The sequence below is a fragment of the Brevibacillus panacihumi W25 genome (genome assembly GCF_000503775.1).
GTDB classification, from domain to species: domain Bacteria; phylum Bacillota; class Bacilli; order Brevibacillales; family Brevibacillaceae; genus Brevibacillus; species Brevibacillus panacihumi_A.
Map to the genome: position 1 here is coordinate 1,682,205 of NZ_KI629782.1, position 24,979 is coordinate 1,707,183.

The window sequence follows — 24,979 nt, forward strand, 5'->3', positions numbered from 1 at the left end:
CCCCCTTCCTGTAAGCTGACTGGCGAGAAGGGCTTACTGGTACTTGTCTTTTACCTTGAACACGTAGTTCTTCGCATCCGCTTCCACCTTGGCCTTATCCCATGTCGTATCGACAAAATCATTGGTCACTACTTGGTCGAGCGGAATCTCTTTTTTAATAATGCCGGTTTTCACGGCCCAATCCATGTTCAGCTTCCATTTATCCATGTCTGCGATGCCGATGCCTCCGTCAACAATCTTCTTTTGATCGGCTTCGTTTAGCCCGAAGCCTTGATACACCCGGCCCATCATCGCGCCGACAGCACCGTCCCAAGGAATTTTGATCGACGGGAACTGTTCCAGCGTCAGGTCGGCTGCCGCTTCGGGATTCATTTTCACGAAGTACATCCCTTTTGCCAGCGCGCGCACGAATTTGCGCACCATTTCCGGATCTTCGGTGAGGTACTCCGCGTTGGTTACGAGCGGATTCGAGGTATACGGCAGAATCTCGTTGCCGTCGATGTACTCGAAATCAAATCCCTGGCCCTTCAATTGCGAATACTCCGCCACCCAGGTGAACAAAATGTCCAGCTTGCCTTCCTGCACCATCTGGAAGCGGTTTTCCCCAGCGACCACATACTCTACGTCTTTTTCCGGATCCAGACCGGCGGCGATCAACGTCGGGTTGATGATATTGGCCCATGCCGCATCCCCAAGCGCCACCTTCTTTCCTTTCATGTCCTCCCAGGTTTTGATGCCGCTGTCTGATCGGACGGCCATGCCAAAAATATTGATCGAATCGTTTTGGAACACGGCTTTGAGGGGCAATCCGTTTTCAATGCCCATAAAAAGGAAATTGGGAGAAGGCAAAGCGAATTGGGCATTCTTGAGCGCTACCATTTTCGTATCTGTCGTACCAAAGGACTGTTCGATTTTTACTTCCAAGCCTTCTTCGGCAAAATAGCCCATCTTGATGGCTGACCAGATATGCGCGTCATCCAACACTTCCACCGTGCGCGGCACGACGACCGTCACCTGCTGCAAATTGCCCGAACCCGATGCAGGGGCTGCGGTATTGGGCTGCGGCGTCGTGCCAGCAGCTTGACCTCCGCCTGACGTGTTCGTTCCTCCTGAAGGATTGCTTCCCCCCGGCTGCGTGCTGCTTTGCGCACACCCGGCAAGCACCGCGACCAACCAAAGCACAGCGATCAACAGCGTGATTTGCACCTTTCTCATCCTGTAACCCTCCTTGGATCATTTATGTCTTGAATCATTGACACCAATCCATCATCATGCTGGCGTATACCTTGGCCGCTGCCACTAGGCTGTCTACCGTGATGTACTCGTTCTCGCCGTGAACCGACCAGCTCAGCGAGCCCGGCCCGAACACGACAGCAGGCACGCCGTGTTTGTTCAAATAGGCGGCATCACAAACGGCTCGAAAGCCGGACAAGACGGCTCGGCATTCCTTCACATCCGCGATCGCCCCCATCATTGTGCGCACGCCTGCGTGATCCGCAGGGACATGAAAGCCTTGCCATTCCTGCAGCACCGGCACTGTCAGCTTAGGGGGATTCTTGCGCAGAAAATCATCCGTCGAGGCGAGCGCTTCGACGCCCCTTCTGATCTCCTCCCACAGCTCTTCTTTTTTCACCAGCTGATCCGGGTACCAGACGCCGTACGTGAGCTTGACCTTTGCAGGGACAGAGCCCAGATATTCGCCGCCATCGATAAACGAAGGGTTGATCGTAAACAAGCCTACTCCCTGCACATCATGTCCGGGACTGCCGCCAGCGCCCAGCACCGCGTCCCGCCAGCGATGATTCCACTGTTCCTCGAGTGAATAGAAGTAGTTCACGAACGGGAGCGATTTCTTGAATGCGTCCACCCCCACCTCGGGTCCGCTCGGAACGCCTGCCGGCTGCGGAAACAAGACCTGGTTTCTCGCGGAAATATGTACGGCCTTGCCTTCAACGATCAATTCGAAGAAAAACAGTCCGACAGAGGCGGTGTGCAGCTCCAGATCAGAAGGCTCGCAGACGACTGCAAAATCTGCCGTGTAGCCTCGTTTCAGGCATTGCACCGTCCCGATTTCCTCTGCCTCGTTCGACTCTTCGCCTGTGACGGCTTGCAGAAGGACATCGCCGCGCAAGGATATCCCGCATTTCATTGCCCAGATTGCGGCAGATACGCCGCCTTTCATATCACTCGTGCCGCGCCCGTAGATTTTGTTTCCCTCTTGGGTGGGCTCGAATGGATCACTATGCCATTTTTGCGGCTCGGCAATGGGGACGACATCCATATGTCCGTTGAACAGCAGACTTTTGCCGCCGCCCTCGCCTCTCATCACCGCTACGACATTGGGGCGGACCTGCTCCGCGTCCACGGTGAATTGCTCCACTTCTGCGAAATCTAGAGAACGCAGACTGTTCGCCAGCCGATCCTGAACCGTTTTCTCATCGCCGCCAAACGTATGGTTGATTGACGGAATCCGTACGAGCGATTTCATGAATTCGACAAGCTCACCCTTATTATTATCCAAATATTCAAACACCTTTTGCTTGCTGCTCATGCACTGCTCACCCCATTTCCATCGAGGCCGTCAGATTTTCCAACGGACGATTTTTCGCTCCACGAGATTGATCAAGCCGTAAAAGGTCGTACCGATGATCGCCGTGAAGAAAATGCAGGCAAATGCTTTCTCGGTCTGCATGTACTGGGAATACTTGATGATTTGGCTGCCGATCCCGATATTGCCGCCGATCAGCTCGGAGGTTACCGCTGCGATGGTGGCGAAGATGCTGGCCAGTTTAATGCCCGTAAACACATTGGGGAGAGCGGAGGGCAATATCGCCATCGTAAACGTCTGCCAGCGGCTCGCACACAGTGATTTCATCAGCTCCAGCCGGATGTTTTCCACATTGTTGAAGCCTGTCGCCGAATTCATCATGACGATCGGGAAGCTCTGGATGACGACCGCCAGCATTTTCACCTCGATGCCAAAGCCGAACCAGATCATCAGCAAGGGGACGAGCGTAATCAATGGCGTAATCACGAGGAAGATCACGAATGGCGACAGCGTTGTATCGATGATTTTGAAATTGGTGATCAGCGCAGCCAGCATAATCCCAATCGGCACGGCAACCAGAAAACCACAGATAATCGTCACAATGCTGATCCCGATATGCGGTGCGAATTCGCTGAACGAAACAAACATCGTCTCGATGATCGACACGGGATTCGGCAAGATCCAGCGCGGAATATCAAAGCCGACGGTGGCGAATTGCCAGGTTCCGAACAGGATAAAAAACATGATGACAGGCGCGAGCACGCTTGTTGCATTCGATGGGGCCGCTTGTTTCAACGCATGTTCCTCCCTTCCGCATTACTTGATGTGCCTCAATTCCACTTTTCCGATCATGCTCGTCAGTTCCATCTCATATGTAATGAACCTCTCGTGCTCAATCATCTCCAGCGTTCGCGGTCTCGGCAGGTCAATCTCTACCTCCGCCACGATTCGTCCCGGATTGGTCGCCATTACATACACTCTGGAAGCGAGCAATACCGCCTCTTCCACTTCATGGGTGATAAATATAATCGTTTTTCTGGTTTGCTCCCAAATCGCCAACAGCTCCAGATCCAACTGCTCTCGAGTGATTTCGTCCAATGCCCCGAACGGTTCATCCATGAGCAGGATTTCCGGTTCGTGAACCATCGCCCGGATTACCCCCGCCTTCTGCATCATGCCGCCGGAAATCTCAGCAGGGTAGGCATGCTCATACTCCTTCAAGCCTGCCATTTCGATCAGCCTGTCGACGTTTTGCTCCCACTCCTTCCCTTGCAGACCGAATACCTTGAGTGGAAGGGAGACGTTTTGGCGTACGGTCAGCCAGGGGAACAGATTGGGCTGTTGAAAAATGAAGCCCATTTTTTTCATCAGTTCCTTGCTCGTCTTCCCGCCGACGATTTCCTGCCCGTCGATGTACATCTCTCCCGACGAGGGTTGGATGATGTCGTTGAGCATCCGGATGATCGTCGATTTGCCGCAGCCGCTGGGCCCCAGAATCGCGACAAAGTCTCCAGGATGCACTTCCATATTGACGTCTCGCACGGCCACGATGTCTTTGCTGCGTGTCTTGAACACCTTCGTGACATCGACCAGTTTGATTTTGGGATCTTGCACGTGATCTCCCCCCGATCCGATAAGCTGACTCATTTTTTGCGCCACACGATGACCCTGCCCTCCACGAAACTGACCAATTGATACAGCATGATCCCGATCAAGGCGACGATGAGAATCGTTCCATACGTCATCTCTGTCATCACCAGGCCGGAATACTGCAGAATGCGAAATCCGAGTCCGACCGAACCTCCTACAAAATCTGCGCTGATCGCACCGATCGTGGAAAAGATGCAGCCCAGCTTGATTCCCGTAAACACCTGGGGCATCGCATTGGGCAGAATCAGCTTGAAAAACGTCTGCAGCCTGCTTGCACCCATCGATCTCATCAGCTCCAGCTTCTCCGTTTCGACCGAGGTGAACCCGGACAGCGTATTCAGCATGATGATCGGGGCCGCCTGCAATATCACCACCAGGATGCGTATGTTCGGGTCAAACCCCAGCCACAGCATGAAGAGCGGAACAATTGTAATCATCGGCGTCACGACCAGCAGGATAATAAACGGCGAGACCGCTTTGACGATCAGATCGTACTGGGAAAAGAGGGCTGCCAGCGTCATCCCGAGAATCGTCGCGACGACGAAGCCGATCACCACCACCTTTAAGGTAAAAACAAAATGGGGCCAGAGATCGGAACCGAAATTTCGGATCGTCTCCGACAGAATCCCTGTAGGCGTGGGCAATACCGTTCTGGAAATGCCTGCCGCACGGATGATGACTTCGAGCAGCACGTACAGGGCCACAAACAAGAGAATCGGAGACAATGAGTGCATGATCGATGCACGGTCTGCTTGGACTGGCTTGCTTTTCGTGCGTATGAGTTCCACTGTCCATTCCTCCTCGGCTAGGTTGCCTGACGTCTTGCTTCGGCAGCATGTCCCTGGCGAATCACCTGGTTGATCAAGGTGCGCAGCTCGATATAGCGCTTGTGGCCCGCGATGTCCTGCCCCCGCTCTTCCAGGGGGATGTCTACCTCGATCTCGGAGATGATTTCTCCGGGCAACGGCGAGAAAATAAAGATGCGATTGGCCAGCAAGAGAGCTTCCTCCACATTGTTTGTCACCATGATGATCGTCTTTTTCGTCTGCTTCCAAATGCTCAGCATTTCATAGGACAGCATTTTTCTGGTGATCGCGTCCAAAGCGCCAAACGGCTGATCCATCAGCAGAATCTCCGGGTTATGAACCAGAGCCCTCGCGATCCCGACCCGCTGCCTCATCCCCCCGGACAGTTCATGCGGGTATACATCCTTGTATTGGGCCAGGCCCACGATCTGAAGCATTTCGTCAATTCTTTGGTCCCAGTCAAATTCCTTGACCTTCAACACCTCCAGCATGAGTCTGAGATTTTTCTCCGCTGTGCGCCAGGGAAGCAAGTTGTTGCTTTGAAAAACGAAGCCGAACTTTCCGAGGACGTGGGATGGAATGCCCCGCTCATGCGTCACTCCGTCCAGCTCTATCGTCCCTGTCGTAGGAGGCTGAATCCCGCCCACGCATTTCAAAAAAGTAGATTTGCCGCAACCGCTTGGGCCAATCACACAAATAAATTCCGACTCGTGTATGTCCATGCTGATCTGGTTTAGAACACGCAGTTCCGCGGCCTTTTGCGAAAATGATTTTGAGAGCGCATTCACACGCATGATCACCTTTGACAAGCTCTGCACCTCCATCCTTCGCTTACTTAATTCGCAATATTCTGTCCATTGCAGCCGAAGTGTTGTAGACGATCTGGTCGGAATAGCATTTGTACACCGGACACATCTCGGCGTTTGCCCATCCGTCGTAATCCAGAGCGACGAGCTCATCCACTACCCGCACATAGTCCACGTCACCTGCGAGCAGATCGACAAAACCGGCCAAGCCTTTTGCATCCCGGCGATAATCTTTGAAATGCACTTTCGCGATCCTCTTGCCCAAGATGCGAATCCACTGCTCCGGATAGCCGTGCGCGACCACATTGCCGACATCGAAAAAGACGCGAACCCAAGGCGAGCCGATCTTGTCGATGAAATCACGCATTTCCAGGGGAGAGAGCAAAAACTTGTTCCAAATGTTCTCTACTCCGATCACAACCTGTTTTTCTTCCGCGTATGGCGCAAGCTCGAGGAAAGCAGACAGCGCTCGCTCATAGGCGACATCGTAATCGATCACCTCAGAGCCGGCAAAAAACTCGATCTCCTTGGCATCCGGCACGACCTCATCAGGGGTGAAATCCACTCCGACCGTCCCCGGGCAAACGAGAATACAATCGACTCCCAGCAAGGCCCCGATGTCCAGCTGCCGTCTCACCGTCTCCTTTGCCTTTTGGCGAATATCTTCCCGATTGCTGGTCAGGGAGAATTGCCAGTACAGTCCTGTGGCCAGACTGTTGATCACGATCCCGATGTCATCCGCCGCCTGCTTCAAGCGAAGAATTTCTTCGTCGCTGCTCGTCAGGCTTAGCTCACCTTTCATGCTCAACGCCAGTTCAATTCCCTCAAAACCTGCTTCCTTTGCCAACTTCATACAGTCCGCGATGTTCATTTGTTCAGGAAATGACCATATGTTAATGCCTTTCTTGATTTTGCAGCGCATGTGAGCACTCCCTTCCTCTCGTGATCGAATGTAATAGAGGAAAAACTGCTTTTCATGATACAATCATGATCAATTTGTTTAAATTATGTTACTTTCTGTACTATAGTTTTCAGAATATTCCCTTTTCCAATCCATGTCAACAAAATTATGCACCTTCTTCTTGTGAAATCATTCGCGTCATATCCGCGTTTCTTTCCCTATAAGACAATAATTGCAGCTATGGTTGCAGGGATTTGTAAAATTATGGCGAATGATTTCGAAAAAGTCCTGATTTGTTTATCATTCGAAACATGGTATTATCATTTTATGATCAAAACTAATCATATAGATCAAAAATGTTCATCCATTACCTTATTCAATCATTAAAAATGAGAGAGGTTATACGATGATGGAAAATCCACGCGCAAAAGAGATATTGGAACATTTGAATCGCAGATCTCCCCTATCGATAGATGAGCTTGCCACCTTGTTGGCTGTCTCCACCGTTACTGTACGCCGCGACCTGGCCGAACTGGAAAACGAAGGCTTGATCATCCGGCAAAGAGGCGGGGCCGCCCTTCCCAGCAATTCGATCGAGCCGATGTTTTACCAGCGGCATAAGCAGCACCTTGAGCTGAAGAAGCAAATCGCCAAGTACGCTGCGGAGCAAGTCGAAGAAGGCGAAGTGATCGCCATCGACGTCGGCACGACAGCAGCTGAATTTGCCAAAGAGCTTTTGAAAAAGAATAATTTGACGGTGTTTACGAATTCCTTCCAAGCTGCCTCCATCCTGGCGAAAAGCCAGCATCAGGTCTATTTTGTCGGCGGCATGCTGCGAAAATCAGAAATGTCGATGGTTGGGTCCATTGCCAAGGACACCGTGCTGAAATTCAACTACGACCGCTTTTACATGGGGCTGGCTGGAATCAGCCACAGTGCGGGACCTACCGATTACAGCCTGGAGGACGCCGAGGTCAAGCGCTGTTTTATCTCCAAGTCCAAGGAAGTGATCGCGCTGGTGGATAAAACGAAGTTCGGCAAATCCTCGTTGGTGAAGGTCTGCGAGATGGATGAGATTACAACCGTGATTACGAATCAGGATGATGGTGTTGCGGGGCAAGAAATGGCGTATTTCAGAGGGAAGCTGATAACGGTGTAATTTTTCGCAAGAAAAATACGGGGAGATCACCCGAGTCCCCGACCCCTACTAATTTGGTGGTTGGTCAAACAGTAGTGGAGGGGAGGAAAAAGGCGAGAACGCTCCAGGCGGATTGAAATCTTTGCTGGGGGTCATCCCTGGTCGTCTCCATTCCAAAGGCCTTCGCTTATCTCCCCTTTTTCCTCGACCAGCCTTTGCTTGTCCTCCTGCTTTTTTGTGGGCTTCTCGCAGGTGATAGAAAAAACAAAAAATCCTCTATCCCACAGGGGACGGAGGATTTTTCGTGACCTCTTAAAAAACGTCTATCGTTGGTTAATTCGCCGTTCTCACTTGCAATCTAGGCGCCAGCTTCACGTATACCGGATACGCTACCAAAGCGAGGACGACTCCCTTGAAGATATTGAACGGAACGATTCCGTACAAGATCAGGGACCAGACGCTGTCGGCGCCGAAGCTGGACAGAAGCTGCTCCATCGGCATCTGGTAGAGCGCCGCATACGCAGGCAGCAGGAACCAAGCGTTCATAAATGCCATGACAACGGTCATCAGCAAGGCTCCGATCGCCAGACCGGTGAGGAAGCCTTGTTTGCCTTTTGCCAATCGCTGCATCAGCACAGCAGAAACGACGAAGATTGAACCTGCCAAGATATTGGCTACTTCCCCGATGATCAGGCCATCTGTATTTTTAAACAGCATGTGCAAAACATTCTTCATAACCTCGATGACAACACCTGCGACTGGTCCGTACATAAGCCCGCCGATCAAAGCCGGCAAGGTGCTGAAGTCCAGCTTCAAAAACGAAGGCGTAAAGGGAATCGGGAACTCCAGATACTGCAGGATAAACGCAACCGCAGCCAGCATAGGAATCGTCACCAGCCGTTTGGTTGCTGTCCGTGATGAGTGCAAAGCTGTTTCTTTCATGTGTACCATCTCCTCAGTTTTCTACTCCTTCTTGAGGAATGGCAACAGTCGTCTTTCCTTCACGTATTTGATCGCCCGGCAACAGAAAAAGAACATCAAAAGCCCTGAGGAACATCGTCCCCAGGGCTTCATTGCAGGCGTATGACCAAGGCATGCACAAAAAAGGGTACAAGAAACAAAAGGGTCTATTGCAGACGAAGCTCCCCTGTTGCTTCTCCCGTTTGCACAGGCAAACAAGCACGTGTGAATACGCACTGTCGTCATCCTTCTCCCATCCAGACTGTACTGTCGGCTCTGGATTCTCACCAGATCCTGCACTCCGTCGCTTGTGACAGCTCGGGAGGCTCGCGGGCTTGCCATGCGCTAAGGCATGGTCACCGCCGGTCGGGAATTTCACCCTGCCCCGAAGGAATGTGTAGTTGTTTATACAAATGCTATTATATAGCGTTCCTTTTTCTTTTGACAATAGCGAAAGTTTACCGGCTTTTCTTCTCTACTGCGACACGGCCGGAGAAAAACGTCGCGCCGCCTCCCATATCTGCGATGCGATCCGGCGTCAAGGCATTGACGAAGTGCTTGGAATCCGGCGAATCCGCCCATAAGCCCTGGCTGACGACGACACCAGGCAAAACGGTATCTCCTACGGATACGACCAGCTCACAAACGCCGCGATCATTCCTTACCTCTACCCAATCGCCTTCCTCAATGCCATTCGCTTTCGCATCATCCGTGTTCATATACAAACGAGGCTGCTTTTCCATCCTGGCATGCTTCGCGTTATTGGAGAACGTGGAGTTGAGAAAATTGTGGTTCGGTCCTGGAATAAACCAGTACGGATACGAGCTTTCCACCGGTAGTGGCGCATAGGTCGGCAGAGGCGGAAGCCCCACATTTTCCATCTGGCTAGAGTACAGCTCGATCCTTCCGCTCGGTGTCGGCAAATTCTCGATGAAAGGAGCATGTATCCGGGCTTTCACGTAGTTTTGTTCGAGCAACTCTTCGTACTCGATGCCGTACAAATACGGATTTTGCGGAAAATTGAGTGCCTGTCGAATCAGGTCTTCCTCGGTATCATCGAACATGGCATCGGCAAAACCCATCCCTTTGGCGAGCAAGCGGAACACTTCGACGTTGGATTTGCTCTGTCCATATGGAGCGATAACTGGCTTCTGCAGGTGGATATAGTGATGCCAATACGACGTGTAGAAATCGGTATTTTCATAGGAGGCGGTCGCTGGCAAAACAATATCTGCATACAGCGCCGTCTCCGTCAGAAACAGATCATGCACAACCGTAAACAAATCCTCGCGCTCCAGGCCCTGTCTCACTTTATTTCCTTCCGGTGCGACGAGAGCCGGATTGCTGTTGTAGACGTAGAGAGAGTGAACAGGCGGATCAATCTCCAACAGCGCATGCCCGAGCCGGTTCATGTTGATGCTGCGCGTTTCTTTTTTCTCAAGTACATCTGGACGTTGCAAAGCGGTTCTGTTAAACCCTAGAAATCCGCCGTTGCCCTTCATCGCCCCGCCGCCTTTCACCAGCCATTGACCGGTAAGCGCGGGCAGGCAAGCGATGGTGCGAATGCACATGCCGCCGTTGTCGTGGTGCTGCAAGCCGTTCCCGATGCGGATAAAAGACGGAGAGGTCTGCGCGTACATCCTCGCCAGCTTGTAAATATCCTCAACCGGGACACCTGTAATGGCGGAGACGGAGGCCGGATCATACGCGCGAACATGCTCCCGCAATTCCTCGTGTCCGACTGTATACTGCTCCAGGAAGTGCTGATCCACCCAGTTTTCTGCGAAAAGAATATGCATCAAGCCAAGCGCCAGAGCAGTGTCCGTGCCCGGCAGGATCGGGATAAACCAGTCGGCCCACTGTCCCGTCCGATTTTTATGGACGTCGATGACCACGATTTTCGCGCCGTTCTTGCGCGCTTGCTCTGCCAGGACCACCTGGTGCATATTCGTACTAATCGCATTGATGCCCCACATGATAAAAAGCTTCGTATGAATCGTATCTTCCGGGTCTGTCCCGAAAGCGCCTCCCATCGTGTAGCTGTAACCGACTGCACCTGCGGAATTGCAGATCGTCCGCTCCAGGCGGCTGGCTCCAAGCCGATGGAAAAAGCGCAGGTCCATGCTCTCCGCATTGAGTCTGCCCATATTGCCGTAGAAGCTGTATGGCAAAATACTTTCTGCACCATGCTCGGAGATGAGCGTCTTCCACTTGTACGTAACGGTTTCGATCGCTTCCTCCCAGCTGATCGGCTCGAACTGGCCACTCCCTTTGAGACCGGTCCGCTTGAGCGGCTGCTGCAGGCGCTTGGGATCATACAGGCGTTCAGTCATATTGCGCACCTTATTGCAAATATTCCCTTTTGTTACCGGATGCTCGGGGTCCCCCTCCACCTTGACCACACGCCCATCCTGCTTGTGCAAAAGCAAGCCGCATTGATCCGGGCAATCCAGAGAACAAACGGCTGGAAATACGCCATCGGGCTGGTCCACGTATGATTTCATAACCGCGCTCCTCTCCAGTTTCCTTTTCTTTTTCTCAGGATAGCAGTTTGCGGCGAAGGATTAAACGAGATTTTGCTTTCGGAAGTGTCGCCATTTTTTCAGCGTCTGGATCGTGAGCTTTGTTTTGGCGAAAAACATTTTCATGTTCACGATATCCAGCTCGACTGCCGCGATCTTCTGTTTCTGTCGATCCGTTTCTTTTTCGATCGTCGCTTTGTACAGACGAAGCTGTTCCTGTGTCACTTTTTGCAGGCTGCTGACAAAGGAGGACATGTCAGAGGTATTCAAGTCCTGATTGCAAAACGCAATGATGCGATTTTCCACCTCTGTGATCGAATCAATGAAGGTGTCATACACTTCCTGCTTCACATCTCCCAGCGATTTCCCGCCAAACAACGTCCCCAGGAAGCCTCCGACAAAAGCACCGAGCGGGCCTAAAAGAGCCGCTCCAATCGTGGCACCAATCGCGGAGCCGAGATTCAGACCATCTCCGTAATCAATTGAACGGAAATGATTGTCCAAGGAACTACCCGTCGCTTGGTGCAAGCTGGGAAGAGATCGCAACAGATCCCTTTGTTGAACCGGGCTCGCAAAAGGCAGATTGGCATACAATTCCTCGATCATACCTACCATCTCGTCATGGATCCGTTTCACCATCCGATCCAGCTCTCTTTTTCTGGCCTGCTCGATCTGTGAAACGATATGATTCGTCGCAGCCTCAGCTTGTGCGGCGACTCCTTTTTTTAACTTGTCAGCTGAATCCACTTCCACCAGCCAGTCATGAAAAAACGTGACGCCTTCCTGCATGCTTTGGTCAAGAATCTGGTTCATGCTTTGAATATATTGACTTCTGCTGCGATGATAGCTGTTCATCATTCTTTCCTGGATCTCTTCCTCAAACATGTCAAAGCTGGCAGGTGTACTTCCTTGCACGATGGCAAGCTGCTTTCGATGTTCACTGATCTTTTCTCGGATGATCTCCGTCAATTCGTGGCTGAGAGTGATCGATTCCTTGGCTATAGCGTCTACGAACAAGTCTACCTGCTGATCTTTGGCTTCCGCGAAAATCTTATCGCGCAAGAGTCCCAAATTCTCTACGTAGCGCCTGGCGTCTGCCTGCACCTCGGAAGGAGCAAGGGAGCATACCGGATAGACGATGACCTGCTCTACCTCAAGGGAACGCGCCAAATCACGGCGTACTCGTTCGATGGTCTCTTCCGCTGCACTTTCGCCGTCACAATCCAGCTCGTCATCGCCAAAGACAAGGTCCATTTTGTTCAGAACTACGAACATTTTCCCCACTTCTTCCCGGACCATCCGCAGGACATGAAGCTCCTTGCCTTTCAAGGCGTTGCGCGCATCCATGATGAAAAGTGATATATGACTGCTCTCCACGACGCGATTGGCGATGGCGCTGCGGGCCTCATTGGCGTTAAAGCCGGGGGAGTCGATCAGCATGATGTCATCGGGCAGCTCCTTGAGCGGCAGGAAAACTTTTACCCGTTCGACCCATTGCAGCTCGGGAGATCCCACTCGTGTATACGACATAATAAAATCGCGGATTTGCCCTACGTGCTCTTCCTTGATCGTCGTGCCGTCTGCCAGCGTCCACTCGGGCTCGATGGGAAGCGTCTTCTTGCGCTGCCCCTGCTTGTCCCATACTTCTACCCTGGCGTTCACGTCCTTGATAATCTCGGTAGGGACACCTGTCGCTTCTTCTTGCGTGACGAAAAAGATATTGGTGGCGAAAAGTTGATTTAACAAGGTGGTTTTCCCGGCACTTGTCTCGCCCACCAAAGCGATTTTCAAGTACCTTCTCGTAGAGTCGTTCCATTCCTCTGCTTCCGGGAAACGGTCATCTTCCTCTTGCTTGCTCTTATCGGACTCCCGTTTTTGGAACATTTGCAGGAATTTCTGAAACATCCCCCCGCTAGACGCTGGTGCTTCGTCCTGGAGTTGCGGCTCTGGCTCCGTGACGGTAACGGCTACTTCTGCCGCTCCTGACTTGAGGCTTTCCAATGCTGCCAACTGATCCTGGATGAAATCCTGATACCCCTGCATTTTCTCTTTGAGCTGCGCATGGGTATCCCCGTTTCGGCTGACTTGCTGGAACTCAGCCAGGGACGCCTTCAGCTCCTCGATGACAAAGGCAGAGTCGTGCGAGAGGTCCTCTTGCCTTTTCAACAGAGCGGTTCCCATGATCGTGCCAAATTGACGCAGCCATAAAAACGGTTTTTCTTCCGGTATGGCCTGCAGGCTTTCCATAATACCGGATGCATCGCCCAAAATAATCGCTTCCCAGAGATCGCAGATGGATCCTAGATGTTTTCCGAATGGATTCAAGCAGATTCCGACCTGATAACCGTCATCTTCCCGCCAGCGCTCCGTCACCTGCAGAGCTTCTTCCCTTTTCCCTGTCGCGTACAGGCATTCGATCTCCATGAGCTGCAGCAAGGAATAGGCGTCGGGGATGATAATCTCGTGATTGCGCAGGCTTACCGTCATCCGGTTCTCTTTCCATTTTGAGATCTGATGCAAGACCTGGTCGTAGGTTACCTGCCGATTGCGAAACTTCGCAAAAAGGATTTTGATTTGAATCTCCGCTTCCTTGACTGGAGAAATAGAAGACCAGACATCCTGCATGTTGTAGATTTCAAACAGCGTCCATTCTGCTGGCACTGATGCTGTTTGAGGCTTCATCGTAGCCGCGGAGAGCTTGCCCAGCGTACTGAAATTTTCATGATGGAGCAAACGGGACGAGTAAAAATCAGCCTCCTCCCGTTCTTCTGGCTGGAGCAGTTCATTCATGAGATCCATCAGATGGACAATCTGGAATGATTCCGGATTTCGTACGACCTGGGCCACTGCTTCGACGAATTTTTTCTGACCGCTCGCCTCAATTGGGTTTTCGAACAACTCATCGATGGACTTCAGAAACACGCTGATCAGCTTTTCGATACTGTCCCGGTTCTGCTCCTCGGCCAACGCAATGGTATGCAAAAAGATTTCGTAGCCCTGTATGTAGATATACGGATTTTCCTCGGCCAAGGCATGGAAAATGGAGCAAAGCAGCTCCACGAGTTCACCGGACTGCTGGTTTGCCCTCGCGTAAATGGCTCGCAGCAGGAGCGCGCCCACCGATTGGTCTCCTTTCGCTTCCTCGAGGCTGGGCAGATAGCGCAAGGACTGCTCGTGCCAGTTGTACCAGACGTATTCGTGGAAGACGACCTCTGGCAGATAGCGCAATAAATAGGGCATCTGCTTGGCCAGGTACATCACGGCCTGATTGGATTTTCCTTGCTCATTCAAGGTTCGTACGAGCATCAAGTCTACGATGAGGCAAAGCGGGTCTTCTTTCCCGATTTCCTTCAGAAAAGAGATGGCCTTGTCCAGCTCGCGCTTCTGGATCAGCCTGAGGGCTTCCTCCAGCTTGCTGATGACGGATGGCAGCGGAATTTGCTGTCGCAGATTGAGGATCTGCTCATGAATATCCAAGAGAATCTGTTCATCCTCCAGACTCAGCCAAAACCGTTCATCCTGTTCTTCATTTTCCGTTCTCCATGCGAGATAGAGCCGCTTCTCGTCCAAATCGATGAAGCTCTCTTTTACCCATAAGAAAGTGTTTATGTAATACCCGTCGACGGACTCATCAAAAAAGGCAATTCGTCGATCCGTAACCACGACAGTCCCACTCACTTGCTCGCTGTCAGGCCAGAAATCCTGGTTGTAAAACGTAGCTGCCGCTTCATATTGGAGAGTTTCTTCCTCCGGGTTCAGGCGGACTATGTTTGCGATCTGCGGATTTTGAATCCCGCTATGCCGTTCGGAAGGCTGCATGACATTCACCGTTCTTTCAAGTTGTTACACCAATGGCGGAAAATGAATCTGGGAAGCGTGTCTTAATGGATCACCTGGCACAAGCTGCGTCACTTGCTTTTGCCAATCCGTATGAAGCTGTTGCAGCTCCTGCGGATGAAAGTGGATTGTTTTTGTCTCGCCGCCCGCAGAGGTGGAATGAGCAAATTCCTGGAAGTTGGTATCATAATAGTTATGGCCGCCAAACATATTAGGCTGGCTGTGGGAGACAGTCTGAAAGTTCGTGTCGTAGGTGGTATCGCCCCCAAAGACATTCGGCTGGGTGTGACCCATCTTTTCATGGCTGGCATTGAAATGATCATTCCCGCCCAGCACGTTGGGCTGTGTATAGCCAATCGTTTGGTTGTTATTGTTGTAGAATGTCTCGCCACCAAATACATTTGGCTCGCTATGCCCAACCGTCTGGAACTGACTGTTCACGAAGTCGTGACCTCCCATCGCATTCGGTTGGACGTGTAGATTTTGCGAAAACATGTGATGCAAGAAATCAGACATGCTGGACACCCCTCATCAACATTTGTTCACATTCCTCAATTGTTTGCCTGTATCTGTCCAGTTCACTTTGCTCAAATGCCGGGACTGGAGCGGAAGCGGCGTCTTTATGCTGCTGCACCGTAGCCAGAAGCTGCTCCTCCTGCTCGCGATGATAGCTCTCCAGTGTCGCTGTCATTTGGACAAACCAGTGCTCGATTGTTTTTTCTACCTCTCGCCGGTAATGCGTGATCACGCCTTGGACCAGGTCAGGCACTTGTTCCATGAGAGCTTCGCGCATCTGCTCCTTTTGGTTCCCGCGCACGACGGTAGTGATCACACTGGCCAACGCTCCGCCGACGATCGTTCCGATGCCTGGTAAAATCAGATTGCCCGCCACCATTCCGATGGTTACCGGAAGGACTTGTTCCATCACTTGATGAACGGCATGCTGCCCTCTTCCCTTCGAGGCAGAAGCCCATTGCGGCATTTGCAGCGAATCCGCTCCAAGCGTCAGCAAGAGCTCTGTTCGGAAGTGGCGATGGTATTCGCTGGAGACATGCTGGCAAAAACGGTCCAGATAGGTTTTGATCTCGACCGCCTTTTCTTCCGCAAACTGCTTGATCGCCCGTTCGATTTGCAGGGGAAGATTTTTGTTCCAAAACTTTTCGAGGTCGCCCTCCATGATCTGCAGCTGATAGGAAATATCCTCCACCAGCTTTTCCTCAAGTCTCGCGCAGGAAGCCCGAAACATCTGCTCCAGCGTCTCCCTGCCGACTTTATCCATGCTCGCCAGCAGCAGAGTGAACGCGGATTCCAGCTCCACTCGTCTGCTGTGCAGCGCTCTTTCATATTCGACCAGCTTCGTGTGGTTGAGCTGGAGGACAGTCTGCTCGACTGCCAACTGTTCATCGATCATCTGGCAAACCAGCTGCAGGTTGGATACCTGGCGTTTTGCAAAGCTTTGGCGTGCTTGCTCGCGCAGAACCTGAATGCGGTCAAACAAGCGGTTGACCTCTGCCGATTCCGCATAATTGGCTCGCTCCTGCCATACGCGATTCGCAGAAAAGGGAACGAGATGCGCCTCTTGCCCAAGCAGCTGATGGATACGCTCGCTTGCGCCTTCCATGGCCTCCTCCAATTCCTCTTCGTCCAAACGATCTGCCTTTGACAAGACAAACAGGAGGGACTCGATCTGATAGTGCAGGACTTTGTTTTGCAGGAAATCTGCTTCACTTTTGGTCAAAGGAGCTGCGGCATCCAGCAGGAAAATGGCTGCATCACAGTGCGGCAATACTTGATAGGTCATCTCCACCCGGGATGCTTCGACGTCATTGACCCCTGGCGTATCGAGCAAAGTTAAACCGTTATACAGCAGCGGGTGATTCAAGCGAATGACGATAAATTGAATTTGCGATACATCTTCCTCGCCGTCTGCCCCTACGGATTTGAGAGCTTCCTGCGTCAGCGGAATCGTCTCGGCCGGGCGATTTTTCCAAACAATCGTGCAGGTTTCTTCATGTCCGTATTCCAAAACATGAAGACAAGCGGTCATCGGCAGCACATCCGTAGGCAAGAGAGTCTTTCCCAGAATGGCATTGATCAGGGATGATTTTCCCCGATTGAATTCTCCCAAAACCGCCACATGAAACGTATTTCGTTTTCTGGCATCCTCTATGGAAGCTAAGAGGTTGATGGCAGCGCGGTGCTGCATGCGTTCGCTGATCTCCACCAGCTTGTCCGTGATCTGCTCGATATTCATGCCAATAAACGTTCCTTTCTGTTGAGCAATTCTTCTTGAAGCTGACGCAATTGGGCAAGATGCTCATCCAAGCGCTTTTTCTGCGTATTGATGTCGCTGTTTTTTCCCTGCATGATGCCTTGCTGCTCCTGAAGGGTAAGCCTGAGCGCGTTCATTCGATTGTGCAGGCGCGTGGCGTAATGCTCCTGGATAGGCTCCAGTTCTTTGCCCGCCATCTCCTTCACTTTTTCCTCTACGTTTTGGATGATCCCTTGAATCTGGGTTTGCAGGATTTGCGTCACCTTTGTCCGCAGCGCTTCTCTTTCCTTTGCTTCCTTCTCCTCTTGCAGCTTGCCTCCCAGGAAGATGGTGCCGACGATTGCCGCTCCAATCCCGATGGGACCAAACAGGGCGGCACCGATGAATCCCAGGGTTCCGCCCAGGGCCATACCGGCAGCGACTTCAGCGAAGGAAGAGGTCTGCTCGCCAGTTGGTTCCATCGTGATAAGATTCTTGAGATGCTCCGTGTCGGCATCTGAAAAAATTCCTCTCGATGCTTTTCTCCCGTCACTCGTGTGGCTGAAGTAATGCCCCCATTTTGCCTGCAATTTCTCGTGCAGTCCGCGCCGATAATCCAGCATTTGCTCCTGCAGGGCTTCCATGATGCTGCGAATGCCAATACCCGCCATGGATTTGATTCGTAAAACGTCCTCATCTGTCGTGATTTGCGCGGCTTGCCCGACCAACTCGGCTTGCAGCTTTGTGAATTCCTCGCGTACAAAGGCTGTCATCCAACGGGCGAGATTCACGGACTCGACCTGCATGAAGGATTCGAATGTTCCCAATTCCAGCTGCATGGTACGTTCTTCCTGCTCCATTCTTTGCAGTTCCAGAAGCATTTCATCTCGTTGCACTGACAGCAGGCTGAACCGTTCTTCTACCGTCTGGATGCCGTCTTTGACGATCGCAGCGATCCGGTCGTAATGCATGGGTAGCCGATCTCTCACAGCCTGCCTGGAGACGAAATCCATCAGGCTGGCCTCGAAGTTTGAAAAATCAGATTCCCATATGCTTGCTTCTTGCTTAAACCTCGCACGAAGCGCTTCTTTCGCGGAAACAGTATGTATGGTTGGGTCCGCAATTTGCGGAAGATGCTCTTGCAATAATTTGCGGACATATGCCTTCAGTCTCGCGCTCACTTCACCCTGAGGGATGTTTTCTACCTCATCGATTCGGTTGATGACAAACAGAAAACGGTTGATATCATTGGCCAATACCTTTTCCTGCAAGAATCGCCGCTCACTCTCCGATAGTGGCTGCTGGCTGTCGAGCAGCACGATGCAGGAATCCGCCTTGGACAAGTAGTGGAAGGTGACTTCCTCGCGCAAATCATCCAGGTCGTTGACGCCGGGGGTATCCACGATATCGCATTGCATGATTTGCAGGACTCCCGGGTATCCGATCCGCACCTCCTGGATGGCATTGGCTTCTTGGTTGCTTGTCGTAATAAATTCTTCTAGAAATTTATTCACTTTTTCATCCGGCAAGGGTCGGTTCATTCTTTCGCCGCTGCGGTACAAGATGTTCATCTGCGGTTGATCGCTGCCTTCAATGATGCTGATGGTTGCTGTCGTCGGGTTTACTTTGGATGGCAAAACGGGTTTTCCCAGGATGGCATTGATAAAAGTCGATTTTCCGCGGCTGAATTCGCCGACGACGAGAAGGTGCATTTTCTCGTGCTGGAGTCTGCTTTGAGCCGCCTCGATTCGTTCCTGAAATCCGTAATCGGCTAGAATGGCGGAGATTTCTTTCAGCTTTTCTTCCGCAAAATGTTTGTTTGCTTCAAATGAGTGCTTGTCTGTTTTTTCCATCGTGGCACCTGTCTTTATTTGAGATTATCTGCGACTTTACGCTCTTTTTGTCGATGCGTTTGATGCTGGAATTGGTACTTTTTGCTTAAGTATAGCACCATTCAAATCTGGTTTCATTTATAAAGTGTGATTGGAAATACGATGCTTTTTTGGATAGTGGTCTACCAGCTTTAGTGGAGGGGAGGAAAAAGAGGAGAAAGCTCAGGCGGGTTGGGATCTTTGCTGGGGGTTATTCCTGGCCGCCTTCATTGCAAAGGCGGAACCGCGGCCAAAAGCAGCCCACTTCGAAGAAGCGATTCAGGGTTGGCCGCTGAATGCGTGTTCCGCCTTTTCCATTGCGGCTTGGTCAAGATCCCAAATGCCTTCGCTTTTCTCCTCTTTTTCCTCAGCCCGCTTTTCCGTTTGGATGAAGAATAAATAGTAAGCAAATAACCGGAATATCGCGATCAACGATAGTCCGGTTCATTCATGAAATGATCCTATTAGAACCCTTCTGTATTTTTCCTTACTTTCATCTTGAGACAAGTTAATGAAATTCCCCTTATGAATCACCTGTTTTTCTTACCCAACTCCGGATACCGCCTCCGGATCTCCTCGATCGCCTCAATTACCGCTTCCTTAAGCTCTGGCGGCGATACGACGACGACTTTCGCTCCGTAGCTGAGAACGACGGACAGGGCGTAATCCTTGGTATAAAACACTGTCTCCACTTCGATGTGTTCGCCCGCATAGCGGCACTGGCCTGCAAACTGCTCGGAGACGCGCGGTTCTGCAGTCTTGTCGAAACGCAGATGGGCATGAATCCCGATGGGGTCATCTTCAGGAGGTGTGGGTACAAGCTCCCTCGGCTGAAACTTCTCCCCCGACAAGTGAAGGGAAGTCATCCGTGAAACGCAGAACAAGCGAATCGCAAGGCGGGACAAGCAATATCCTTCCAGATACCAGACGCCGCGTTCCCATAACAGCCGATTCGGCTCCACTCTCCTGTCTGTCACCGTGCCGGACGCGCTTCGATAGGTGAACGCAATGACCTGTTTCTGTTGGATCGCGCGATAGACGACCCGAACGATCTCCTTTTCTTCCCGCGTCGACGAACCGAGATCCAACAGAAGGTCTTCCGAGTCATGATTGGACAGCTTCGGATGCAGGGTTTCGAGCTTATCCTTCAAGAGGGTGAATCTGTCACCGACTGCTCCCTCTACACCTCGAAGCAGCTGATAAATGGCGGAAAAATCACTGACCGTAAAGTGCTGCTTGGTCAGAAAAAAGCCATCCATAAGCTCAAACCCGCCATCTGCGCCGGTAAATGAAACGACCGGTATCCCAGCCTGGTTGATTAGCTCGATCTCCCGATAGATGGTTCGGGTGGAAACCTCAAAGCGTGCTGCCAGATCGGAAGCCCGTACGCGTTTTTTCGCCATAAGCTCCAAGGTTATCGCCAGCATGCGGTCCAGTTTCATTCTCTCACCCCACTACGAAACATTCAGACAGTCTCCCATCAGCATATCAGATGCTGTCGAATGCGTCGAAACCGCGCGTCGTGAGTCACTACGACGAAATAGGAGAGGCGCCTGAATCAGCAAATTCAATCGGCATAATCAGGTTAGACGGCTGAAAAATTGACGAACATCCTCCACGAAACGCGACGGCTGTTCCATCGCGAAAAAATGGCCCCCCTCCCATGCTTCCGTCCAGTGCGTGATATGATGCTCCCTTTCAGCTATGCGTCTGACCGACGTGTCATGACTGCAGGATACCAGCACACCGGTCGGAACTGTCCCTCGATCTTTCGGCATCCACGCCATCGGATCGTTCATGGCTTCGTAATAAATTTGTGCCGATGATCCTGCGGTTCCACTAAACCAGTACAAGCTGATATTCGTCAGCATACGGTCTCGATCAATCGCGGCTTCGGGCAAGGCTTCCTCTGGATCAGTCAGCTTCTTGAAGTGTTCAACGATCCATGCCAACTGGCCGACAGGCGAATCATGCAAGCTGTATGCGAGGGTATAAGGGCTCTTGGATTGAATTTGCAAATACCCATCATTGAAATTCTCCATCCGCTCCAAGCGCTTCTGTTCTTCCTCTGTCAAAGCTTCCCGTTCTCCTTCCTCGCCTGATGGAAAGGTAAGCAGTGCGTTCATGTGAATGCCGATCACGCGTTCCGGTGCTTGCCTCCCTATCTCCGGAGCGATGAAAGCACCGGTATCGCCGCCTTGTACGCAAAAGCGTGCATACCCCAGCCGATCCATGAGTTCAAGAAAGGCCTCGGCAATCCGAGCAGGAGTCCAGCCCGTTTCATTCAAAGGGACGGAGTAGCCAAACCCAGGAATGGATGGGATGACCAGGTGATACGCGTGATGCGGATCGCCTCCGTGAGCGCGAGGATCCGATAGCGGCCCGATGACATCTAGGAATTCCACAAACGATCCCGGCCAGCCGTGAATAAGCATCAATGGCCTGGCGTCCGGCTCGGCAGACCGGATGTGGAGAAAATGAATGTTCTGCCCGCTGATCGTTGTGATAGATTGCGGAATATTGTTTAAGTCACTCTCATGTCTGCGCCAATCGTATTCGTGCTGCCAGTACTCCTTCAATTCCTTCAGGTACGACAACGGCACGCCGCGATCCCACCCGGTATCCGGTAATACAGGAAAGCGGCTGCGGTCCAGTCGTTCCTTCAGATCTTCGAGCTCCCCCTGCGACACCTGGATGCGGAAGGGGCGAATTTCTTCATCGGTAATCATCATTAATTCTCCTTTCGATTGGGTATAGGAGAAAGATACCGCAGTAATTATGACATCATGTTTGTCATAATTACATTTTCCATGTCTGTTATAATAAGCAAAGCTAACCGTTTCAATATTAAGACAGGAGTGTGTACCATATGTGGAACCTATTCCAAGACCTCTATGGCTTCCTGCGAACTGCGCTTGTCTTCCTGGCTACTTTTGCCTTATCGAGTATCCTGGTTTTCCGCTTCTTCTACGACGGAACAAATGATGATGCAGTCTTCATCGTCCAACTGATTGTCGTTTTCTTGCTCAATCTGTTTTGGAACATATGGAAAGCAAAAAGAGCGGGATCATCATGATCCCGCTCCTCTGTATTTGCTGACTCCGAAGTTCCATACCAACACACCGATTGTGAAGAAAATCACACCCATGACTGGTGTCATCGCCGCGTAGCCGTACCAGGTCTCCTTGCGCAGGAAATACGCTGCCGGATAGACCCCTACGAAGGCGAATGGCAAGATGTAGGTGAGGACAAAGCGAATGACTTTGTTGTAGACGTCGACCGGATAGCGGCCGTACTGCTGGATGTTGTAGATCATCGGCGTAATCCCTGTCCGCGAATCGGAGAAAAAGCTGATAGCCGAGATTGCCGTGTAGACGCCGCCGTAGATGAGCGCAGCGCTGATCGACAGCCCGACGAACAGGAACGGATCGTACCAGGTAAAGCTCAGGTCCAGTTGATACGCGGCATAGCCCATGATGATCAAGCCGGAAATCACACCGAAAATGCGGTCGGGAGCGATGGACTCCAGGCAGACCTGCGCCAGATTGTGAATCGGCCGGGTCAGGATGCGGTCCATCTCGCCGCGAATGATGTAGCGTTCGTTAAAGTCCCAAAAGCCGAAAAACATCGAGAACAACGCATAGGGGACCAGGAAAAATCCGTAGATGAAAATAATCTCGTCGCGCGTCCAGTCCTTCATCAGCGGCACGTGGGAAAACACAACCACGATGAAGACCAGGTTGATCAATTCCGAGATGAGATTGGAGACGAGATCCCCCAGAAAGTCAGCCCGATAGGCCAGCCGAGTCTTGAAGTACTGACTCAGGTAGTCAGCAAAGATTCCGAAGATATGTTTGGCGTTTTGTATGCTTTGCATGTCCTACCCTCCCTGTACGACCAGCCTGTTTCGGGCCTTTTTCCACATAAACAGGATTGGCATCAAAAGTATCAGCATCCACGCGACCTGAAATCCAATCAGCTCCCAGGCGCGGCCTGTCGTAATCGCTCCCGTGAAGATCAGGCTGGGATAATAGTTCACTGCCTGGAACGGCAAAAACCCCATTGCAGTCTGCGCCCAGCCCGGGAAGAAGCTAATCGGCAGCACGAGACCGGACAAAAGATCGACCACGACCCGCTTCGCCCGCATCATCCCGTCGTTGCGCAGCAAGAAGAACGTGAGCAAGCCCGTCACCAGATTGATCTGCGTATTGATCAGGAAAGCAAACATCAAACTGATCAGATACAGGCCCCAAGCCTCCCCGCTCGACGGAAAATGAAACGGAATGACTAGGCTGATCAGGAATATACCCGGACCTGCGAAAAAGAGAAAACGGAAAATGCCTTCCCCAAAAGCCTGTGCTGTTTTGACCGACAGGTAGTTGTAGGGGCGAATCATTTCAATGGCGACCTTCCCGTCCCGCACATCCTGGGCGATCTCCATGTCGATGTTATTGAAGTAAAACGCTCGCGACATCCAGGCAATCGCCACATAGGACGTCATCTGCTCGACGGTTAGCCCACCCAACTGCTGCTCGCTGCCGTAGATTGCGGACCACAGGAAAAAGTACGCCCCGATGTTGATCCCGTAAATAATGATGCCGCTGTAGTAGTTGACCCGATAAGCCAGCATGGTCAAAAACCGCATGCGGATCAATTCCATGTACAGCTTACGCATGGCTGACTACCTCTCTGTCCGTCGAATAAATGTTGCGTACGATGTCCTCGGTACTCGCCTCGAGAATTTTCACATCGCTTACTTCAAACGTAGACATCACCGTGGACAGGACAAATGGCAGCATTTCTTCGCTGTGCGCCACCTTGACGCGCAGCATGTAGTCATTGACCTGCTCGATCTCACAGGGCATCTCGCCCAATGCCTGACGAAGCTCTTCGGCACGGGTGCGCTTTTTCATTTGGAAAGAGATCTCTGTCCCGTTGCCCCATCTGTCCTTCAAATCGCTGAGCAGCCCGTCAAAAATCAGCTTGCCTTTGTCCATGACCAGCACACGCTTGCAAAGTGCTTCGATATCCGTCACGTCATGCGTGGTCAAGAGAATCGTCGTATTTTCCGTTTCATTGAGATGGAGCAGAAATTCGCGAATCTTCTGCTTCACCAGAACATCCAGTCCGACTGTCGGCTCATCGAGGAACAAGAGGCGCGGCTTGTGGATCAGCGACGCCGCGATCTCACATCGCATCCGTTGGCCAAGACTCAGCTTGCGTACAGGCTGGCTGACGAAAGAAGTGATATCCAGCTCCTCGATCAATCGCTGCAGCCATTTCTCACCCTCGACTTCATCCACCTTGTAGACGCTTTTCAGCAGGCGAAACGACTCCAGCGGGGACAAGTCCCACCAAAGCTGCGAACGCTGACCAAAGACGACTCCGATCGACCGGACGTACTCTTCCCGCTGCTTGAAAGGGACATAGCCGTTAATGCGAATATCCCCGTCACTCGGCGTCAAAATGCCCGTCAGCATCTTGATCGTGGTCGACTTGCCCGCGCCATTCTCCCCGATCAGAGCGAACATCTCACCCTCTTCGACCTGGAACGAAAGATCATCCACTGCTTTCACCGTCTTGTACTCCCGGCTGAACAAATCACGAAAAGCACCACCAAGACCCGCTCTAGCCTGGTGGATGCGAAATTCCTTTTGCAAATGGTTAACTTCTATCATCAAATACCTTC

General features: G+C 51.7%; 20 protein-coding genes and 1 riboswitch. Of the genes, 2 read left to right on the top strand and 18 right to left on the bottom strand.

Translation table 11 applies throughout. From position 1 onward, the window contains the following. Nucleotides 1–33: 33 nt before the first annotated feature. From T458_RS37440 to T458_RS37470, 7 genes are read right to left on the bottom strand one after another with little or no spacing between them, the layout of a single operon-like run. On the bottom strand, nucleotides 34–1,215 hold the full coding sequence (locus T458_RS37440; protein WP_023556152.1) for an ABC transporter substrate-binding protein: 1,182 nt from the start codon (nucleotides 1,213–1,215) through the stop codon (nucleotides 34–36). 34 nt (nucleotides 1,216–1,249) lie between these two features. Beyond that, entirely contained in the window at nucleotides 1,250–2,551 is a 1,302-nt protein-coding gene (locus tag T458_RS37445; protein WP_023556153.1) for a M20 family metallopeptidase, read from the bottom strand. 30 nt (nucleotides 2,552–2,581) lie between these two features. Continuing rightward, nucleotides 2,582–3,343, bottom strand: a complete 762-nt coding sequence (locus tag T458_RS37450; protein WP_023556154.1) for an ABC transporter permease — start codon at nucleotides 3,341–3,343, stop codon at nucleotides 2,582–2,584. A 21-nt stretch (nucleotides 3,344–3,364) separates the two neighbouring features. Further along, nucleotides 3,365–4,162, bottom strand: coding sequence for an ABC transporter ATP-binding protein (locus tag T458_RS37455; RefSeq protein ID WP_035316176.1), 798 nt, complete (start codon nucleotides 4,160–4,162; stop codon nucleotides 3,365–3,367). Between the two features lie 29 nt (nucleotides 4,163–4,191). Continuing rightward, on the bottom strand, nucleotides 4,192–4,986 hold the full coding sequence (locus T458_RS37460) for an ABC transporter permease (protein WP_023556156.1): 795 nt from the start codon (nucleotides 4,984–4,986) through the stop codon (nucleotides 4,192–4,194). Nucleotides 4,987–5,003: 17 nt separating this feature from the next. Further along, nucleotides 5,004–5,804, bottom strand: a complete 801-nt coding sequence (locus T458_RS37465) for an ABC transporter ATP-binding protein (RefSeq protein ID WP_246000808.1) — start codon at nucleotides 5,802–5,804, stop codon at nucleotides 5,004–5,006. Nucleotides 5,805–5,835: 31 nt separating this feature from the next. Then, on the bottom strand, nucleotides 5,836–6,732 hold the full coding sequence (locus tag T458_RS37470; RefSeq protein WP_023556158.1) for a sugar phosphate isomerase/epimerase family protein: 897 nt from the start codon (nucleotides 6,730–6,732) through the stop codon (nucleotides 5,836–5,838). A 385-nt stretch (nucleotides 6,733–7,117) separates the two neighbouring features. Between T458_RS37470 and T458_RS37475 the strand changes: the two genes are divergently transcribed. Continuing rightward, nucleotides 7,118–7,870 carry a DeoR/GlpR family DNA-binding transcription regulator gene (locus T458_RS37475; protein WP_023556159.1) on the top strand — a complete coding sequence of 251 codons (753 nt, stop codon included), beginning with the start codon at nucleotides 7,118–7,120 and terminating at the stop codon, nucleotides 7,868–7,870. Between the two features lie 312 nt (nucleotides 7,871–8,182). Here T458_RS37475 and T458_RS37480 read toward each other — a convergent pair whose 3' ends face one another. From T458_RS37480 to T458_RS37510, 8 genes are all read right to left on the bottom strand, one after another. Next, nucleotides 8,183–8,791: an ECF transporter S component gene (locus T458_RS37480; protein WP_023556160.1), complete on the bottom strand. Its 609-nt coding sequence runs from the start codon at nucleotides 8,789–8,791 to the stop codon at nucleotides 8,183–8,185. Nucleotides 8,792–9,050: 259 nt separating this feature from the next. Next, nucleotides 9,051–9,206: riboswitch (FMN riboswitch) on the bottom strand. 61 nt (nucleotides 9,207–9,267) lie between these two features. Then, on the bottom strand, nucleotides 9,268–11,313 hold the full coding sequence (locus T458_RS37485) for a molybdopterin-containing oxidoreductase family protein (RefSeq protein ID WP_023556161.1): 2,046 nt from the start codon (nucleotides 11,311–11,313) through the stop codon (nucleotides 9,268–9,270). A 60-nt stretch (nucleotides 11,314–11,373) separates the two neighbouring features. Further along, entirely contained in the window at nucleotides 11,374–15,150 is a 3,777-nt protein-coding gene (locus T458_RS37490; protein WP_023556162.1) for a dynamin family protein, read from the bottom strand. A gap of 24 nt (nucleotides 15,151–15,174) precedes the next feature. Then, nucleotides 15,175–15,684 carry a hypothetical protein gene (locus T458_RS56000; RefSeq protein WP_023556163.1) on the bottom strand — a complete coding sequence of 170 codons (510 nt, stop codon included), beginning with the start codon at nucleotides 15,682–15,684 and terminating at the stop codon, nucleotides 15,175–15,177. Beyond that, on the bottom strand, nucleotides 15,677–17,422 hold the full coding sequence (locus T458_RS37495) for a dynamin family protein (protein ID WP_023556164.1): 1,746 nt from the start codon (nucleotides 17,420–17,422) through the stop codon (nucleotides 15,677–15,679). The genes T458_RS56000 and T458_RS37495 overlap by 8 nt, the downstream gene beginning before the upstream one ends. After that, nucleotides 17,419–19,272, bottom strand: a complete 1,854-nt coding sequence (locus tag T458_RS37500) for a dynamin family protein (protein WP_023556165.1) — start codon at nucleotides 19,270–19,272, stop codon at nucleotides 17,419–17,421. Before T458_RS37500 ends, T458_RS37495 begins: the two co-directional genes overlap by 4 nt. A gap of 548 nt (nucleotides 19,273–19,820) precedes the next feature. After that, nucleotides 19,821–20,732 (bottom strand): helix-turn-helix transcriptional regulator, encoded by a 912-nt coding sequence (locus tag T458_RS37505; protein WP_023556167.1) that lies wholly within the window; start codon nucleotides 20,730–20,732, stop codon nucleotides 19,821–19,823. Nucleotides 20,733–20,870: 138 nt separating this feature from the next. Next, nucleotides 20,871–22,022, bottom strand: a complete 1,152-nt coding sequence (locus tag T458_RS37510; protein ID WP_216087473.1) for an epoxide hydrolase family protein — start codon at nucleotides 22,020–22,022, stop codon at nucleotides 20,871–20,873. Between the two features lie 137 nt (nucleotides 22,023–22,159). Here T458_RS37510 and T458_RS37515 point away from each other — a divergent pair, with 137 nt between their 5' ends. Beyond that, nucleotides 22,160–22,366: a hypothetical protein gene (locus tag T458_RS37515; protein ID WP_023556169.1), complete on the top strand. Its 207-nt coding sequence runs from the start codon at nucleotides 22,160–22,162 to the stop codon at nucleotides 22,364–22,366. Here T458_RS37515 and T458_RS37520 read toward each other — a convergent pair. From T458_RS37520 to T458_RS37530, 3 genes are read right to left on the bottom strand one after another with little or no spacing between them, the layout of a single operon-like run. Beyond that, on the bottom strand, nucleotides 22,361–23,167 hold the full coding sequence (locus T458_RS37520; protein WP_023556170.1) for an ABC transporter permease: 807 nt from the start codon (nucleotides 23,165–23,167) through the stop codon (nucleotides 22,361–22,363). The genes T458_RS37515 and T458_RS37520 overlap by 6 nt on opposite strands. 3 nt (nucleotides 23,168–23,170) lie before the next feature. Then, nucleotides 23,171–23,965, bottom strand: a complete 795-nt coding sequence (locus T458_RS37525) for an ABC transporter permease (RefSeq protein ID WP_023556171.1) — start codon at nucleotides 23,963–23,965, stop codon at nucleotides 23,171–23,173. Further along, nucleotides 23,958–24,968 (bottom strand): ABC transporter ATP-binding protein, encoded by a 1,011-nt coding sequence (locus tag T458_RS37530; RefSeq protein ID WP_023556172.1) that lies wholly within the window; start codon nucleotides 24,966–24,968, stop codon nucleotides 23,958–23,960. The genes T458_RS37525 and T458_RS37530 overlap by 8 nt, the downstream gene beginning before the upstream one ends. Between the last annotated feature and the right edge of the window lie 11 nt (nucleotides 24,969–24,979).

Excerpts from the sequence above, each read along its gene's own strand:
- T458_RS37440 (WP_023556152.1), bottom strand. The coding sequence starts at position 1,215 with ATGAGAAAGGTGCAAATCACGCTGTTGATCGCTGTGCTTTGGTTGGTC.
- T458_RS37445 (WP_023556153.1), bottom strand. The coding sequence starts at position 2,551 with ATGAGCAGCAAGCAAAAGGTGTTTGAATATTTGGATAATAATAAGGGT.
- T458_RS37470 (WP_023556158.1), bottom strand. The coding sequence starts at position 6,732 with ATGCGCTGCAAAATCAAGAAAGGCATTAACATATGGTCATTTCCTGAA.
- T458_RS37475 (WP_023556159.1), top strand. The coding sequence starts at position 7,118 with ATGATGGAAAATCCACGCGCAAAAGAGATATTGGAACATTTGAATCGC.
- T458_RS37480 (WP_023556160.1), bottom strand. The coding sequence starts at position 8,791 with ATGAAAGAAACAGCTTTGCACTCATCACGGACAGCAACCAAACGGCTG.
- T458_RS37485 (WP_023556161.1), bottom strand. The coding sequence starts at position 11,313 with ATGAAATCATACGTGGACCAGCCCGATGGCGTATTTCCAGCCGTTTGT.
- T458_RS37490 (WP_023556162.1), bottom strand. The coding sequence starts at position 15,150 with ATGCAGCCTTCCGAACGGCATAGCGGGATTCAAAATCCGCAGATCGCA.
- T458_RS56000 (WP_023556163.1), bottom strand. The coding sequence starts at position 15,684 with ATGTCTGATTTCTTGCATCACATGTTTTCGCAAAATCTACACGTCCAA.
- T458_RS37495 (WP_023556164.1), bottom strand. The coding sequence starts at position 17,422 with ATGAATATCGAGCAGATCACGGACAAGCTGGTGGAGATCAGCGAACGC.
- T458_RS37500 (WP_023556165.1), bottom strand. The coding sequence starts at position 19,272 with ATGGAAAAAACAGACAAGCACTCATTTGAAGCAAACAAACATTTTGCG.
- T458_RS37505 (WP_023556167.1), bottom strand. The coding sequence starts at position 20,732 with ATGAAACTGGACCGCATGCTGGCGATAACCTTGGAGCTTATGGCGAAA.
- T458_RS37510 (WP_216087473.1), bottom strand. The coding sequence starts at position 22,022 with ATGATGATTACCGATGAAGAAATTCGCCCCTTCCGCATCCAGGTGTCG.
- T458_RS37515 (WP_023556169.1), top strand. The coding sequence starts at position 22,160 with ATGTGGAACCTATTCCAAGACCTCTATGGCTTCCTGCGAACTGCGCTT.
- T458_RS37520 (WP_023556170.1), bottom strand. The coding sequence starts at position 23,167 with ATGCAAAGCATACAAAACGCCAAACATATCTTCGGAATCTTTGCTGAC.
- T458_RS37525 (WP_023556171.1), bottom strand. The coding sequence starts at position 23,965 with ATGCGTAAGCTGTACATGGAATTGATCCGCATGCGGTTTTTGACCATG.
- T458_RS37530 (WP_023556172.1), bottom strand. The coding sequence starts at position 24,968 with ATGATAGAAGTTAACCATTTGCAAAAGGAATTTCGCATCCACCAGGCT.